We start from the raw sequence: 15,810 nt of genomic DNA on the forward strand, positions 1-15,810 counted from the left end.
ACCGCCCCCCGGGCTTTCGAGAGCGGGCGGGGGCAGGGCTCCCCCCGACGCTCGCGCTACGGGGGTGGTGGTGGGGCCCCCCCAAGGGGTGTCGCCCTGGGCGGCCCCTCCACCACGCTCCGCACGGTCCCCCTCCCCCTCCAGGAGAGGATTGAAGAAGAAAAAAGCCCCCCCCTTCACCGAACCCCAGCTCTGCACCCTGGTCGACGCCGTCCCCCCTGGCAACGCCTGGCTCCACGAGGTCAAATACGACGGCTACCGCGCCCTGATCGCCATCGGCGGCGGGCAGGCAAAGGTCTACACCCGCAGCGGCCTCGACTGGACCGACAAGTTCGCACGTATCGCCCAAGCCGCCGCCGCCCTCCCGGTCGAAACCGCACTCCTCGACGGCGAGATCGTTGCCTTCAAGGACGGCAAGCCCGACTTCTCCACCCTCAAGGACGCGATCTCCACCGCCGGCGACATGACCTTCTTCGGCTTCGACCTGCTCCACATTGATGGCGAGGACCTGACCGCGCTCCCCAACATCCAGCGCAAGGAGCGCCTGCGCCCGCTCATCCCCGGCAACGACCGCCTGCACTATTCCGAACACGTCCTCGGCTCGGGCGAAGCCTTGTTCGAGACGATGTGCAAGGAAGGTCTCGAAGGAATCGTCTCCAAACGCGCCGACGCGCCGTACCAAGGTAAGCGCACCAAGGCCTGGCTGAAGACCAAGTGCATCCTCCGCCAGGAATTCGTGATCGTCGGCTGGTTGCCCTCGGACAAGCACCGCGGCCTCAAATCCCTGCTCCTCGGCGTCCACGAAGACGGTGCCTTGCGCTACGCGGGCAAGGTCGGCACGGGCTTCGACGCCGCGACAATGGACGATCTCGCCGCCAAACTCGAACCCCTCGCGCGCAAGACCGCCACCGTCGAAGCCCCTCGTGCCGCCGTCCGCGGTGCACGCTGGGTCGAACCCGAACTCGTCGCCGAAGTCGCCTATGCCGAGATTACCCCCGACAAGGTGCTCCGCCACTCCAGCTTCATCGCATTGCGCACCGACAAGCCCGCGGCGGAGGTGGTCGCCGAGACTCCCGAACCGGTCGCGCCCGCGCCGAAGATCGAAGCGAAAGTCTCCAGCCGCGACCGCGTGATCTTCCCCGAAAGCGATCTGACCAAGGGCGACCTGGCGGATTACGTCGTCCAGGTCTCCTCCCTGATCCTGCCCTGGACCGCCAACCGCCCGGTCAGCCTCGTCCGCTGCCCCCAAGGCCGCGCCCGCGCCTGCTTCTTCCAGAAGCACGACGCCGGATCGTTCGGCGAAGCGGTCCACCACGTCGACGTGCTGGAAAAGGACGGCACCACCGAACCCTATCTCTACGTCGCCGATGCCGAAGGGCTGGTCGCGTGCATCCAGATGGGCTCGATCGAGTTCCACGGCTGGGGCTCCTCGGTCGCCACGCTGGAGAAGCCCGACCGGCTGGTGTTCGATCTCGACCCCGACGAAGGCCTCGACTTCGCCGACACCAAGAAGGCCGCGGACTATATCAAGGGCCAGCTCGCCGAACTCGGCCTCGTCAGCTTCGCGATGCTGTCGGGGGGCAAGGGCGTCCACGTCGTCGTGCCGCTGACCCCGCAAGCCGAATGGCCCGCAGTCAAGGACTTCGCCAACCGCTTCACCCAAGCCCTCAGCGCAGCGGACCCCGACCGCTTCGTCTCCGTAATGTCCAAGGCCAAGCGCAAAGGCCGCATCTTCATCGACTGGCTCCGCAACCAGCGCGGCGCCACCGCGATCCTGCCCTATTCCGCCCGCACCCGCGCCAACGCGCCCGTAGCCGCGCCGGTAAGCTGGACCGAACTCCGCGACCTCGACACCGCCGCCCGCTGGACCATCCGCGACGGCGACGAACTGATCGCGCGGGCGAATGGGCGCGGGTTGCAGGGCTGGGGCGTGGCGGATCAGGTGCTGCCCGATCTGTAGGATGCACACATCGAATTTAAGCCGAAAGGCCTGCCCCCTCCCCGTCAACCCCGGGCTCGACCCGGGGTCCCGCTTCTTCTTGCCGCCCGAGATAGCGCGACGCCCGGCTCGGAGGCCGAAAGTCCTTACGGACAAGGCAAAGGTCGACGTTTGGTGGCAACTGGACAGGCGGCTTTACGAGCGAGATGGGCGATAACTGCCGTCCCGATGGCGATGCTGTTGCGGTCAGATATCGGCGCATGCCACGGCGGCGTGCATCGCACATATGCATCATGGCAGCGCCCGGATTTCTGCCGTTCCCGGCGTGATGCAGAACCTGTGAGTTTTGCATCACGAGCGCGGAAAAGGTGATCGTTAGCGGCCTCGGATCAAAACAAGAGCGAACGTCACTATGGCGAATGCTGGGGCGACATATAGCCCGAGTACGAATGCAGCTAAGCCGCCTTGTCCATCATAGGGGTCGGTGTAGCTGTACCACGCGGTCATGATCACGTTGACGACAAAGAAGCTCGCGAGCAGAACGACCAGCGCCCACGCAGAAGCACGGACAAGTTGTTTCCAAGCCATGCTGTCAGTGTGCGCGTCGATGTGAACCTTTGCAATCGGGAAGCCTTTCCGCCTCTCGGAAACACCCGTAAATAGACGAGAGCCGGCCGAGAGCCGCGCCCGCCCGCTGATGCAAAACCTTTAATTTCGCATTAAAAATGGCACGTTTTGGGATTGATAAGATCGGTCTGAAACGATCGCCTCTGGGCGGAGCGGCCGCTTAGCAAACCGCTGTCCTACAGCCCGCCACCTGTGCCACGGTCCTGACGACTCGGCGCAACCCTGCGCACGCTCTTTCTCATTGCTACACAAGCAACACGATCGGTGCCGACCGACACGTAGAAAACCCGCGACATGCGGCAACTTCAACAACTTTGGGCCGCTCGCCGCACCGATGCAGGACGCGACCTTCCAGTGACCTTCCGCGCCCCGACCAGCGCCATTGGCCTCACCTTAGCCTAACCTTCCGCGCTCACCAGCAGCTTGTCGATCCGCCGTCCGTCCAGGTCGACCACCTCGAACCGCCATCCCTGCAGCGCGAAATGCTCGCCTTCGCCCGGCAGGTGCCGGAACGCCGCCAGCGCCAGCCCCGCCACCGTCGCATAGTCGCGGTCGTCGGGCAGGTCGATGCCCAGCCGGTCGGCCAGCGCATCCGCGGCCATCGTCCCCGCGACCAGCAGCGATCCGTCCTCGCGCTCCACCACGTTGGGCGATTCGTCCGGATCGGTGTCCGATGCGAACTCGCCCGCGATCGCCGCCAGCAGGTCGGCCGGGGTCACGATGCCTTCGAAATGGCCGTATTCGTCGTGGATCAGCGCCATCGGCACCTCGGCCTCGCGCAGCGCCAGCAGCGCGTCCATCGCATCGATCCGATCGATCACCACCGGCGCCTTGCGCATCAGCCTGGTCAGATCGAGCGCCTCGCCGCGGAACAGTGCCGCGGCGATGTCGCGCGCCTGCACCACCCCGCGCACCGCATCGATCGACCCCTCGCCCACCGGCAGCCGGGTGTGCAGGCTGGCGAGCAAGGTATCGCGGATCGCGTCGGCGCCCAGCGTGCAGTCGAGCCAGTCGACGTCGGTCCGCGGCGTCATCACCTCGCGCACCGGCCGGTCCGCGAGCCGCACGACGCCGGAAATGATTGATCGCTCATGCTCCTCGATCACCCCCGATTTGGAAGCTTCGGCAACGATCATGTGCAGCTCTTCGGCGGTGACATTATCCTCACCTTCGCGATCGAGGCGCAGCAGGTGGAAGATCAGCGCGCTGGTCGAATCGAGCACCCACACGATCGGCGCAGTCAGGATCGCAAGCCAACGCATCACCGGCGCCATCACCGCGGCGATGCCCTCGGGCTTGCGCAGCGCGAACTGCTTGGGGACGAGCTCGCCGACGATCAGCGAGGCATAGGTCGTCAGCCCGATGACCAGCGTCAGCCCCAGCGTATGCGCGGTCTCGGCCGGCAGCCCCAGCCGCTCCAGCCGCGCCGCGGTCGGCGTGCCGAGACTCGATCCCGAATAGGCGCCCGCGACGATGCCGATCAGGGTAATGCCGATCTGCACGGTCGACAGGAACTTGCCCGGATCGGACGCCAGCAGGATCGCCGCACGCGCGCCCTTGCGCCCGCTGCGCGCCATCGCCTCCATACGCGCCTTGCGCGCCGAGACGATCGCGAGCTCGCTCATCGAGAACACGCCGTTCAGCGCGACCAGCGCCAGGATGATCGCGACGTCGATCCAGGGAAAGGGGGGAAGCGGTGCCATCGGCGCGTCACCTTTGCCGCACCGCGCCCGGTTCCACAACGGCTAACCCTGTAACCTGGGGTTCAGTTCGCACGTGGAACAAGCGTCGCGACGCCCGAGTTGTGGGGTGAAATGCAGGGAGTTGCAGCATGAAGACCGCAAAACTGATGGCAATGGCCGCGCTCGGCGCCTTGGTGACCACCAGCGCCTGTACGACTGATCCTCAGACCGGCGAGCGCCGCATCTCCAAGGCCGCGATCGGCGGCATCGGCGGCGCGCTCGGCGGCTACCTGCTCGGCGACCTCGTCGGCGGGCGCCATGACCGGACCGAGAAGATCGTCGGCGCCGGCATCGGCGGGCTCGCCGGCGCAGGCATCGGCGCATACATGGACCGCCAGGAGCGCGACCTGCGCGCGCGTACAGCGGGCACCGACGTCCAGGTGATCCGCCGCGGCGACGATCTGGTACTCAACATCCCGTCGGGCATCACCTTCGCCTACGACAGCGCCGACGTCGCGCCCGCGTTCCAGCGCACCCTCGATCAGGTCGCCGATACGCTCGGCCAATACAATCAGACCTATATCGACGTGTACGGCCACACCGATTCGACCGGCAGCGACGCGTACAACCAGACGCTGTCCGAACGCCGTGCGCTGTCGGTGGCGGATTACCTCTCGGGACACGGCGTCCAGTCCGCCCGCATCGCCACCCGCGGCTACGGCGAGACCCAGCCGATCGCCTCGAACGACACCGACGAGGGCCGCGCCGCCAACCGCCGGGTAGAGATCAAGATCGTGCCGGTGACCCAGAACGACGTGCGGGGAAACTGAAGCCCCCTAAACTCCGTTCGTGCTGTGCGAAGTCGAAGGGCCTGGCGCTTGGCGATGTGCTTCGACTTCGCTCAGCACGAACGGGGAAGGGGGTAGTCGTGCTATCGTCGCCCCGCAAAGAACCCCCGGAGCAACGCTCCCGAAGCCACCTCCCCGATCCCCCCATAGACCTCCGGCCGGTGATGGCACGTCGGCTGCCCGAACAGCCGAGCCCCATGCTCCACCGCCCCACCCTTTGGATCGGGCGCCCCATAATACAGCCGCGCGATCCGGGCATGCGCGATCGCGCCTGCGCACATCGCGCACGGCTCCAGCGTCACCCACAGGTCGCAATCCTCCAGCCGCTCGCGTTGCAGCAGCCTTGCAGCCTCGCGGATCACCCGCATCTCGGCATGCGCGGTGGGGTCGTGCAGCGCGCGCGGCGCATTGGCCAGCACCGCCAGCACCGCGCCGTCCCGGACGATCGCCGCGCCCACCGGCACCTCTCCCGCCGCAGCGGCATCGCGGGCGGCGGCGAGCGCCTGGGCCATCGGATCGGGCAGGCGGAACATAGCCCGCCCGTGCCCGCCCGCCTCGCTCAGGTCAAATCGCCGATTCCATCAGTGCGCCGCGGCGGTATTGCCCGGCTTGTCGATGTCGACGGTCGGGACGGTCACGGTCTTCTGCTCGGTGCCCATCCGCACCTTGGCGACATCGGCCTTGAACGCGGGCGCCTGGACAACGCCCGGGCGCGTCTGATCGATGTTGATGATGCCGAAGAACAGCAGCGCCACCAGGACGAGGGCGGCAAAGCCGATCAGGACAAGCAGCGTGCGCATGGGAATCTACCTCTCGGGACAAACGGTTCGTCTGCGCAACGCTTGCTCGCGCCCGCGGGTTTCACGCCGCCCACGGTTGACGCAAGCGCGCGTGCCCGCTAACGCCGCGGCCTTTCCGGGCCTTTGCCTGAAACCAGGATTTGAACCATGTCGCGCATCTGCGAGCTGACCGGCAAGGGCCGGCAGGTGGGACACAATGTCTCCCACGCCAACAACAAGACCAAGCGGACCTTCCTGCCCAATCTGCAGAACGTCACGCTGATCTCCGATTCGCTCGAGCGCAGCATCCGCCTGCGCGTTTCGACCCACGGGCTGCGCTCGGTCGAGCACAATGGCGGGCTCGACAATTGGCTGGTCAAGACGTCAGACACCGATCTGTCGCTGCGCGCCCGTCGCCTCAAGCGCGACATCGTCAAGAAGATCGCGGTCAAGACGCCCGAGGCTGCCGCCACCGCCTGAACTCCTTCGGGGTGCCGGTTCGGAAAGCCCGCTCGCCTATCTCGGCGAGCGGGCTTTCGGCATGCGCGTCTCAAGCCGGAACTTCAGCAGCAGCGAGCGCTGGATCGGCAGCTGGTTGTCGTCCGACACCAGCCACAGGATCGTATCGGCGCCCTCCCGGGTGACCGCCACACCTTCGAAATTGTCGTGGATCAGCGGCGCGTCGAGCGTGGCGATCAGCCGCCCCCGCGCCACCCGGCCCGCGCCGATGGTAGCGGCAGGGACGACCGACAGCCGGTTCGACCAGTGGAACGGCAGCGCGAAACGGCGATCGAGGACGAGGAGGTCGCCGTTCGGCAACGCCGCCGCATCTGCCGGATCGTAGCGGCCGAACGGCACATAGGCGAAGCGCGCCTGCCGCAATCCGGGCGCCGTCGGATCGCCGAAGAAGACGCGCGCATCGCGGGTATGCAGCCGCGCAGCCTCGCTCCCCGCCCATGCCCGTGGCGGCACGTGCGGTACTTCGCCGATCGCGACGAAGCGTCCGCCGGGTAGCCGGGCGAGCGATTCGGGGCCGCCGTTGTTGGGCCACGCCGCCATCGCTGGCGGCACCACCTGCGCTTCGGCGCGCGCGAAGCCCGGTGCATAGCGCCAGATCGCGTCGCTGTTCTCGAAGCCGACCCACAGCCGCCCTGTTGCCGGATCGACCGCCAGCGATTCGCTGTCGCGGTCGCGCTTGTCCCAGCCGGTGCCCGGCCCGGCGGGGAGGTTCGAGAAGACCAGCGCATGCGGCCGCCAGTCGGCCCCCATCCGAAAGCGAACGACATTGCCGCCGTCGCTCAGCAGGGTGAAGCGGTCGCCGTCCACCGCCAGTGCCGAAAAGCCGCCGAACGCCGGATCGCGGCTCGTCAGCGCCACCCCGCCGAGGAACAAGAGCTGCCCGACGCGGCGGCGCTGCGGGCTGCGCGGATCGAGGTCGACCCGCGTCGCATCCATCTGCGCGCGGACGTCCAGCAGTGGCAGGCGCGTCTCTCCCGACCAGCCTGGCACGATACCAAGGACGAAAAGCACGACCGAACAGACGACGACGCAGGCACGCATCGCCCCGCCATGACGGCCGATGCTCCTGCGGGGAAGCCTGAACCCGCGATAACGAGTGCATTCAGGGTCCGCTCAACGCGACTCGACCATAAGGCCTCCATCGACGCAGGGCCGCGTGCCCCGCGACCAACGGGAGACACACCATGTTGAAGCCATTCTCGCTCGCCGCAGCCGCCCTCGCCCTGAGCGCGACCGCATTGGTCCCCGCGGCTGCCGAGGCGCAACGCTATCACGGCCAGCGCTACGAGCAGGCGTACGGCGATGCGTATCAGGACGGCTACAACCGCCGCGACTACGATCGCCGCGGGTACAATAACCGCACCTATCGCGACGACCGCGGTTATTACCGCAACCGCAACCAGCGCTGCAACAGCGGCACGACCGGCACCATCGTCGGCGCGATCGCGGGCGGTCTGCTCGGGCGCTCGATCGACAGCCGCGGCGACCGGGCGACGGGGACGATCCTGGGCGGTGCCGCCGGTGCGCTGGCAGGGCGGGCCGTGGGACGGTCGAACAATCCCCGGGGGTGCTGACGGGGTAAGGTTTGGAAGGCTCGCCTTCCAAGCCGGTGCAGCCGCATAGCGGCGCATCACCCGGCCCGGTCGGCGAGGCCGTGAAGCGGAACTCGTCCGACCCCGGCCTTCGCCGGAGCAGGCTGCGGCGGCTTTGCCGTCGCACCTTCCAACACTTTCACCAGCTACCGCCCGTAGGCGGTGCGTACAGCTCCCGTGTGGCGTATCGGGAGCGGAGGGCCGGTCGCGTATCTGACCGGCCCTTTTGTGCCCCCGCGCAGGTGCGGCCACGCCCGCACCGATGCGCGCAAAGCGCGCAGCGCCGGGCACGGTCGGCGGGTGGCGAAGCAAAACCCGTCCGACGAATGGCGGCGGCTTTGCCGCCGTCCCCCCTTGTCGCCTTCTACCCGTCTAAACAAAGGAGCGACGGCAAAGCCGCCGCTCATGACGTCGTCCGAGTTCCGCTACGCGGCCTCGCCGGCCGTGCCGGGCGCTGCCCGCCGCTTTGCGGCTTGCACCGGCGCGGAAGCTGCCTTCCGCGCCTGCGCCCGTCAGTACATATGCTGACCGCCATTGATGCTCAGCGTAGACCCGGTAACGAACCCACCCTCCTCGGAACACAGGAAGGCCACTCCCCGAGCGATCTCGCTTGCCTGCCCCAAGCGGCCTACCGGGATCTTCGCGACGATCTTCTCCAGCACATCCGCAGGCACCGCCGCCACCATGTCGGTATCGATATACCCGGGCGCGATCGCATTCACCGTCACCCCGGCCCGTGCTCCCTCTTGAGCAAGCGCTTTGGTAAACCCATGAATGCCCGATTTCGCGGCGGCATAGTTCACCTGCCCGTATTGCCCCGCTTGGCCGTTGATGGAACCGATGTTGACGATCCGCCCCCATTTGCGCGTTCGCATGCCGGGGAACGTGGCCTTGGCCATGTTGAAGCACCCGCCCAGATTGGTGTCCATGACCTCCTTCCACATCTGATAGGTCATCTTCAGGATCGTACCGTCACGGGTAATCCCTGCGTTGTTGACGACGACGTCGACCGGCCCCAACGCCGCTTCCACTTCCGCGACGCCCGCCTGGCAGGCATCATAGTCCGCGACATCCCAGCGGAAGGTGTCGATGCCGGTACGTTGGGTGAATTCCTCAGCCCGCTGGGTATTGCCCGCATAGTTTGCGGCGACGGTCATCCCCGCGTCCTTCAGCATCGTGCTGATCGCCTCGCCGATACCGCGGGTTCCCCCGGTTACGATCGCTACGCGTGCCATGCCAGTCATCCTCTCTTGTTGTTTTTCTCTAGGCTATGGAAAGGATACCCACCCCGCAAGTTCCCGCCGCAGGATCGTCGTCAGCATCGCGACGCTGCCGGGCGAATCGTTGAGGCACGGAATGTAGGCGAAGTCGGTGCCGCCAGCCTCGACGAACGACTCGCGCCCGCGCAGCGCCAGTTCCTCCAGCGTCTCCAGGCAATCGACGGAGAAGCCCGGCGCGACGATCACGACCCTGCGCTTGCCCGCCTGCGCGAGAGCGACCAGCGTCTCGTCGGTCGCAGGGCCGAGCCACTTGGCGGGCCCGAAGCGCGATTGAAAGGCAATCGTCACCTCTCGACCGAGCGCCTCGCCGAGCAGCCGCGCGGTCTTCTGGCAGTGGCAATGATACGGATCGCCCATTTCCAGCGTGCGCCGGGGCATGCCGTGGAAGCTGGTAACGAGCGCATCGGGAACGAAGTTGAGCGCCGCAATTCCCGCGTCGATCGAGTCGCAGAGGGCCGCGATATAGGCCGGATCGTCGTGATACGGCGGCAGCGTGCGGATCGCGGGTTGCCAGCGCTGGCTCGCCAGATACGCGAACGCCTTGTCGTTGGCGGTCGCAGTCGTCGCGGCGCAATATTGCGGGTATAACGGGGCCAGGAGGATGCGCTCGCATCCCGCATCCTTCATCGCCTGCAACCGCTCGGCGATCGCCGGGCGGCCATACCGCATCGCCCAGTCGACCAGCACGTGCGGGCCGAACGCATCCTTCAACGCCGCTCCCTGCGCGCGCGTGATCGCGGCAAGCGGCGAGCCGTCCTCGCGCCAGACCTGGCTGTAGGCGTGCGCCGATTTCTTCGGCCGCGTCGTCAGCACCAACCCGCGCAGGATCGGCTGCCACACGATCTGCGGCAGCTCCACAACCCGGCGATCCGACAGGAATTCCGCGAGATAGGTCCGCACCGACTTGGTGTCGGGCGCATCCGGCGTTCCGAGGTTCATCAGCAGCACGCCGACCTTTGACGCGGGTATCGGAGGGTGGTCGCTCGAAATCATCCGCCTGCCCTTAGCGGAAGTGTGCGCAGCCGCACACCGGTGCTGGCGAATAGCGCGTTGGCGATTGCGGGCACCACCGCGGGCATGCCGATCTCGCTCACGCCGCCGGGCGCTTCGTCGCTGGCGATCAGCTCGACCGTCAGGTCGGGGGTGTCCGCAAGGCGTGGGATGGCGAGCCGGTCGAACCCGCGCACCTCGGCAAGTCCGCCTGCGAACCCGGTCGAGGCGCCGAGAGCGTGCGCAAGACCGAAGATCAGCCCGCCCTCGATCTGCTGCCGCACCAGATCGGGGTTGATCTGCCGCCCGCAATCCACCGCGGCGACCAGCCGGTCGACGACGATCCGCCCGCCGTCCCCATCCCCGTCGACGTGCGCGTCGGCAAGCACCGCGATGTAGCTGCCGCGGAACGCATGACACGCGATCCCCTGACCGCTCCCCGCAACCCCGCCGTCCCAGCCGCCGAGCGCCGCCGCGGTCGACAGGCATCGCGCAAGGCGTGGCTCGCCGCCCAGCATGCCGATGCGGAACGACAGCGGCTCGTTGCCCCCGACGCGCGCGATCTTGTCGAGGAAACATTCGGTGAAGAACGCCGTGTAGCCATGCGCCCCACCGCGCAGATGCCCCGTTGGCACGTCGATCTCGGCGGGGTGGTGATCGACCGCGACCGCCGGGATGCGGTACGGCGGCAGCGCGCCCGCGACGGCATAGCGGTCTCCCCTGCCGCCGGCGGCGAGCGCCGCATCCGTAACCGCGCCGGGAACGAGGCATCGTGCGAGCGCATGACCCGTCGATGGCGCTGCGATCGCCGCACGCCACCCGAGGATCGCACCATTCGCGCCGATCCGCGCGCGCATCCGCGCGCGCGCCGGCGGCCGGTATCGGTCGTGGAGCGTCGCCTCGCCACGCGACCAGACCAAGCTGACCGGCCGCAGCAGCTTGACCGCGAGCACCGCTGCCTGTTCGGCCGCGGCGTGCTCCAGCGCGACGCCGAACGATCCGCCGATCGGCATCGGATGCATGACGATCGCATCCGCCGACAGCCCGCACGCCCGCGCCGCAGCATCGCGCGCAGCGCCGGGCGCCTGCGTTGCCAGCCACAGTTCCAGCCGCCCGTCGCGGTAGGCAGCGGTCGCGGTCGGCGTCTCGATTGCCGCATGAACGCCGAGCGCTGCATCGTAGCGCGCGGCGATCTCGCGCCCACCCGTGGCCTCCTCGCCAACGGACGCCAGCCGCACGCCATCGGCGGCCAACGCCCGGCCGAGCGCCGCGTCGATCGAAGCGGTCGTGACCGGCGTCCCCCGCGTCTCGAACCGTGGCGCCATCGCATCGAGCGCGCGCTGTGCCGCCCAGCCGGTGGTCGCGACCGCCGCGACCCAATGGTCCGCGGTGACCACGGATACGACGCCCGATATCCGGTCCGCCGCCGCCCGATCGACAGAAAGCAACCGCGACTCAGGAGTCGGCCCGGCCCGCACCGCGGCGTGCACCATATCCGGCAGCCGCACGTCGCCCGCGAAGTTGGCCGATCCATCCACCTTCGACGGCGCATCGATCCGCGCCACCGATTGCCCCATCAGCCGCCCGGCACCGCCAACCCCGATCGGCAGCGGATCGGGCAATGTCCCGCTCGCCGCCGCCTCGGCCAACTCGGCGAAGCGCACCCGCTGCTTGCCATGAACGACGAACCCGTCGCGCGCGGTACAGTCCTGCCACGCCACGCCCCAGCGCGTCGCCGCGACCTGCGCCAGCAACACCCGCGCCGCCGCACCCGCCTCGCGGCACGCCCCCTCGAACATCCGCACCGACGTCGATCCACCGGTGAGCATGATCGCCTCGCCCCCGGGCAGTGCCCCCAGCACCCCCTCGAGCAGCTCGCTCAGGCCGAGCGGGTTGGCGTAGAGCGGGTTAGGCGGCGCAGGCTCGACGCCCACCGTCCGCCAGTCCGCTCCCAGTTCGTCCGCAACGATCTGCGGCAACGCGGTCCAGCTCCCCTGCCCATGCTCGGCCTGCGGCACCGCCACGCTCACATGCCCGTCGCTGCCGATCTTCAGCCACGCGCCAAAGCCGTGCTCGCCCGGATTGAGGACGAGGTTGGGCGCATAGGTGCGCGGCCACAGCGTCCAGGCGACGACCAGCCCGACGCCCGCGCCGCCGCCGATCAGGATATTGCGCCGGGTGAGCAACCTACGCCGCGACCTCCGTCGCCAGCGCGCGGTACTTCGCCCTCAGCGTCACCTTGTCGATCTTCTCGGTTCCCAGCCGCGGCAGCGGGCCGCCGGCGATCCAGATCCGCTGCGGCACCTTGAACGCCGCGATATGCTCGGCGAGGAACGCGCGCAGCGCCTCGGCGTCGGCAGCCCCCTTCAGCATCACGACCGCGCCCGGCACTTCGCCGAGCCGCTCGTCGACCAGCCCGAACACCGCCGCCTCCACGACTTGCGGATGCTTGTAGAGCGCGTCCTCGACCTCTTGGCAGCTGATGTTCTCGCCGCCGCGAATGATGATGTCCTTCTTGCGGTCGACAATGAACAGATAGCCGGCATCGTCGAGATAGCCGATGTCGCCGGTGCGGAAATAGCCGTCGGCGGTCACCGCCGCCGCGGTCGCCGCTGGATTGCCCCAATATTCCTTAAAGTTGGCGATCGACCGGATGCCGATCTCGCCGCGTGCGCCTTGCGCCAGCGCATTGCCCGCATCATCCAGGATCGCCAGATCGACCAGCGGCGCCGAGGCGCGCCCGCACGACGTCGGCTTGGCGATGTAGTTACTCCGCCAATTGGCGCAGCCGATGCCGTTGGTCTCGGTCAAGCCGTAGCCGATCAGCGGCGCGCCCTCCATCTCGTCGGCGATCCGCCGGACGTGCTCGACGGGCCGCGGCGCGCCGCCCGCGGCGATGTCGGTGACGGTCGACAGGTCGTACTTGCCACGGTTCGGGTGGGTCAGCATCTCGAAGCTCATCAGCGGCACGCCGACGAAATAGGTGACCCGCTCCTTGTCGATCAGCCGCATCGCCTCCTCGGGATCCCATTTGGGCATCAGCACCAGCTTGCGCCCCATCGCCAAGCTCTGCAGCATAACCGGCACCTCGGCGGTGACATGGAACAGCGGCACGTTGAGCAACGTCGCCGGCTGCCCCTGCGGCGGATTGCCCTCCCGCGCGGCGATGCCGAACACGGTGAGTGCGGAGGCGAGATAATTGAACACCGCCTGCGTCACCGCCCGGTGATCGCTCAGCGCGCCCTTGCACTGCCCCGTCGAGCCCGAGGTGAACAGGATTGTCGCATTGTCATCGGCGCCGACGCTCGGGGCCGCGGCGTCCTCCGCCTCCGCAGTCAGGGCGCAGAGAGCCTCGGCCAGGGGCAAGGTGTCGTCGATCGCCAGCACCGGCACCGCCACGTCGGCCAGCCGCTTGGCGCGCAGTGGATCCGCCAGCACCAGCGTGCAATCGACATTGGCGATCGCGCTCGCCAGCTCCTCCGCCTGCCACCAGCCGTTGAGCAACGTCGCGACCCCGCCCGCCATCACGATGCCCATGTACAGTGCGATCCATGCCGGCGAATTGCGCATGGCGATGCCGACCCGGTCGCCGCGCGCGATGCCGTGCGCGCCCATCAGCCCTCGCGCGACCGCTCCCGCCTGCGCGTACACCTCGGCGAAGGTCAGCCGCTCATCCCCCGCGACCAGGAAGGTCAGTGCGGCATGTTCCCTGCAATAATGCGCGAAATAGTCGGGCAGCGTCGCGGGCGCGCTGGCGATCGTCGGCAGCGTCACTCCGTAGCGCTCGGCCGTCCCCAGCGGCAGCGGCCCGCTCGTCCCGGTCAATTCGGCCAGGACCGCGTCCATCACGTCGTCGAGTTCGCTCCGCATCGCTCTCTCCGCTTGGGTCTTCTAGCGCTTGGTCTTGTCGCCTCGCGCCCTTATGCAGGCGCGCACGCTAAGGGGAAAGCCTTGATCCTGACCACACTTGCCGCAGCCGCCCCCGCGATCGGTGCTGCGCCCGGCCACGTCCGATTCGCCGACCTTGGGCTAAACCCCAACGTCTTCTCGATCGGCTTCTTCACGCTGCGCTGGTACAGCCTCGCCTATATCTCGGGCATCCTCGTCGGCTGGTGGTATCTGCTCAAGCTGCTCGCCCAGCCCGGCGCGCCGATGGCCAGACGGCACGCCGACGACCTCGTCTTCTACGCGACGCTCGGCATCATCCTGGGCGGGCGGATCGGCTATGTGCTGTTCTACGCGCCGGATATGCTCCTGCACCCGCTTCGCATCCTGCGGCTATGGGACGGCGGCATGTCGTTCCACGGCGGGGTGATCGGCACGTCGCTCGGGCTGATCCTGTTCGCGCGCAAGCACCGGCTGAACTGGCTGCGCGTCCACGATTATATCGCCTGCTGCGTGCCGTTCGGGCTGTTCTTCGGCCGCCTTGCGAACTTCGTCAACGGCGAGCTGTGGGGCAAGCCGACCGATGTCGCGTGGGGCATCGTCTTCGAACGCACCGTCGCCTTCGACCAGATCGAACCCGCGCGCCACCCCAGCCAGCTCTACGAAGCGGGACTTGAAGGTGTAATTCTGTTCGCGATCCTCTGGTTCGCGTTCTGGCGCACGAAGGCGCGCTACGATCCCGGAAAGCTCGTCGGGCTGTTCCTGATCGGCTACGGTGCCGCGCGCTTCATTGTCGAATTCTTTCGTGAACCCGATGCGCAGTTTCGCGGCACCTTCGTCGAGGCGACCGGCATCCACATGGGACAGTGGCTATGCGTGCCGATGATCGCAGGCGGGGCCTATCTGATGGCCACCGCCGCCAAACGCCGCACCCGCGTCGAACCGATCGCCGGGAGCGAGAGCGTTGCCTAAGCCAGGTATTTCAGCTGGGCCTTGATGGTGCATCATGCACAAGCACCTCCGGCTCTTCCTTGACGCCTACAATCATAGCCGTCGCCCGAAGCGGTACCGGTCAAACTTCGTTTCGTGGAGCGGTTGCCCCCGGTACGTAATCCACGAGTGTTGCAAGCTGTACGGGCGAACGGTGGCGCGGGCAGCTCTGGCACCTGGGCACGTGGCGCTCCACGTGCTGGTGTTATCGCCGCCGCGCGAGCAACCGGTGTTCAGCTCCGCTGCGTCAGGCCTGACAAACTCTTGTGACCAGAGCTCGTTTGGCAGGCGATAGCGCACCGGCGGGCAGTCAACCCTTCTTCTTCAGCTTGACGTCTGCTTCGTCGAGCTTCTCGCGGCTATTGCCGACCTACTTGATCAGCCGCTCGCCCACACGCTGGTGATCCCAAGATTGTGCGCGAAATAGCTCACTCCATCGCCCCGCCGGCAGCGATCCTCTTCTCCGCGGCGCAAGCGGCACTCTTTGCCGAACAAGCCTTCGGTCACACGCGGCGCTACACGGGCTGCCTTTGACGAACTAGTGGATCGATTCTAACGCTTGGTGCCCACGCCGGACGGCGGCGATGATCCGATCGGGGTCGGCGGTCCACTGGAAGGGCTGGGGGTCGGTGGCGTTGTGCTCGGCGACGAAGCGGTCGATGGTGGCCTGGAGGTCGAC

General features: G+C 67.7%; 12 protein-coding genes and 2 pseudogenes. 5 read left to right on the top strand and 9 right to left on the bottom strand.

Annotation, left to right across the window (positions count from 1 at the left end; all coding sequences use genetic code 11):
• Window positions 1-151: 151 nt before the first annotated feature.
• A pseudogene (gene ligD / locus ACE5C1_RS10580) lies at window positions 152-1,960 on the top strand (DNA ligase D); the annotation flags it as partial.
• A 1,004-nt stretch (window positions 1,961-2,964) separates the two neighbouring features.
• Here the strand turns inward: ligD and ACE5C1_RS10585 are convergent.
• Window positions 2,965-4,269, bottom strand: a complete 1,305-nt coding sequence (locus tag ACE5C1_RS10585) for a hemolysin family protein (protein ID WP_374944041.1) — start codon at window positions 4,267-4,269, stop codon at window positions 2,965-2,967.
• Window positions 4,270-4,397: 128 nt separating this feature from the next.
• Between ACE5C1_RS10585 and ACE5C1_RS10590 the strand changes: the two genes are divergently transcribed.
• The gene (locus tag ACE5C1_RS10590; protein ID WP_374944042.1) at window positions 4,398-5,078 is read left to right on the top strand and encodes an OmpA family protein; all 681 of its coding nucleotides are present in this window, start codon (window positions 4,398-4,400) and stop codon (window positions 5,076-5,078) included.
• A gap of 101 nt (window positions 5,079-5,179) precedes the next feature.
• On the opposite strand, the gene ACE5C1_RS10595 is transcribed toward ACE5C1_RS10590, so the two are convergent.
• Both ACE5C1_RS10595 and ACE5C1_RS10600 read right to left on the bottom strand, forming a co-directional pair.
• Window positions 5,180-5,608: a nucleoside deaminase gene (locus ACE5C1_RS10595; RefSeq protein ID WP_374944052.1), complete on the bottom strand. Its 429-nt coding sequence runs from the start codon at window positions 5,606-5,608 to the stop codon at window positions 5,180-5,182.
• 69 nt (window positions 5,609-5,677) lie between these two features.
• On the bottom strand, window positions 5,678-5,896 hold the full coding sequence (locus ACE5C1_RS10600) for a hypothetical protein (RefSeq protein ID WP_374944043.1): 219 nt from the start codon (window positions 5,894-5,896) through the stop codon (window positions 5,678-5,680).
• Between the two features lie 147 nt (window positions 5,897-6,043).
• On the opposite strand from ACE5C1_RS10600, the gene rpmB reads away from it, so the two are divergent.
• On the top strand, window positions 6,044-6,355 hold the full coding sequence (gene rpmB / locus ACE5C1_RS10605) for a 50S ribosomal protein L28 (RefSeq protein WP_374944044.1): 312 nt from the start codon (window positions 6,044-6,046) through the stop codon (window positions 6,353-6,355).
• A gap of 36 nt (window positions 6,356-6,391) precedes the next feature.
• On the opposite strand, the gene ACE5C1_RS10610 is transcribed toward rpmB, so the two are convergent.
• Entirely contained in the window at window positions 6,392-7,435 is a 1,044-nt protein-coding gene (locus tag ACE5C1_RS10610) for an esterase-like activity of phytase family protein (RefSeq protein ID WP_374944045.1), read from the bottom strand.
• Window positions 7,436-7,578: 143 nt separating this feature from the next.
• Here ACE5C1_RS10610 and ACE5C1_RS10615 point away from each other — a divergent pair, with 143 nt between their 5' ends.
• Window positions 7,579-7,968, top strand: coding sequence for a glycine zipper 2TM domain-containing protein (locus ACE5C1_RS10615; RefSeq protein WP_374944046.1), 390 nt, complete (start codon window positions 7,579-7,581; stop codon window positions 7,966-7,968).
• Between the two features lie 530 nt (window positions 7,969-8,498).
• Here ACE5C1_RS10615 and phbB read toward each other — a convergent pair.
• Genes phbB through ACE5C1_RS10635 form a run of 4 tightly spaced genes read right to left on the bottom strand, consistent with a single transcriptional unit; the run spans window position 8,499 to window position 14,126 of the window.
• Window positions 8,499-9,221 (bottom strand): acetoacetyl-CoA reductase, encoded by a 723-nt coding sequence (phbB, locus tag ACE5C1_RS10620; RefSeq protein WP_374944047.1) that lies wholly within the window; start codon window positions 9,219-9,221, stop codon window positions 8,499-8,501.
• A gap of 33 nt (window positions 9,222-9,254) precedes the next feature.
• Window positions 9,255-10,259: a ferrochelatase gene (hemH, locus tag ACE5C1_RS10625; RefSeq protein WP_374944048.1), complete on the bottom strand. Its 1,005-nt coding sequence runs from the start codon at window positions 10,257-10,259 to the stop codon at window positions 9,255-9,257.
• Window positions 10,256-12,442 carry a molybdopterin cofactor-binding domain-containing protein gene (locus ACE5C1_RS10630; RefSeq protein ID WP_374944049.1) on the bottom strand — a complete coding sequence of 729 codons (2,187 nt, stop codon included), beginning with the start codon at window positions 12,440-12,442 and terminating at the stop codon, window positions 10,256-10,258. The genes hemH and ACE5C1_RS10630 overlap by 4 nt, the downstream gene beginning before the upstream one ends.
• A 1-nt stretch (window position 12,443) precedes the next feature.
• On the bottom strand, window positions 12,444-14,126 hold the full coding sequence (locus tag ACE5C1_RS10635; RefSeq protein WP_374944050.1) for a class I adenylate-forming enzyme family protein: 1,683 nt from the start codon (window positions 14,124-14,126) through the stop codon (window positions 12,444-12,446).
• 81 nt (window positions 14,127-14,207) lie between these two features.
• Here ACE5C1_RS10635 and lgt point away from each other — a divergent pair, with 81 nt between their 5' ends.
• Window positions 14,208-15,113, top strand: a complete 906-nt coding sequence (lgt, locus tag ACE5C1_RS10640; protein WP_374944051.1) for a prolipoprotein diacylglyceryl transferase — start codon at window positions 14,208-14,210, stop codon at window positions 15,111-15,113.
• A gap of 556 nt (window positions 15,114-15,669) precedes the next feature.
• On the opposite strand, the pseudogene ACE5C1_RS10645 reads toward lgt, so the two are convergent.
• Window positions 15,670-15,810 (bottom strand): annotated as a pseudogene (locus tag ACE5C1_RS10645) (IS630 family transposase); the annotation flags it as partial.

The organism is Sphingomonas sp. (assembly GCF_964263785.1).
In the GTDB taxonomy this organism is placed as follows: Bacteria; Pseudomonadota; Alphaproteobacteria; order Sphingomonadales; family Sphingomonadaceae; genus Sphingomonas.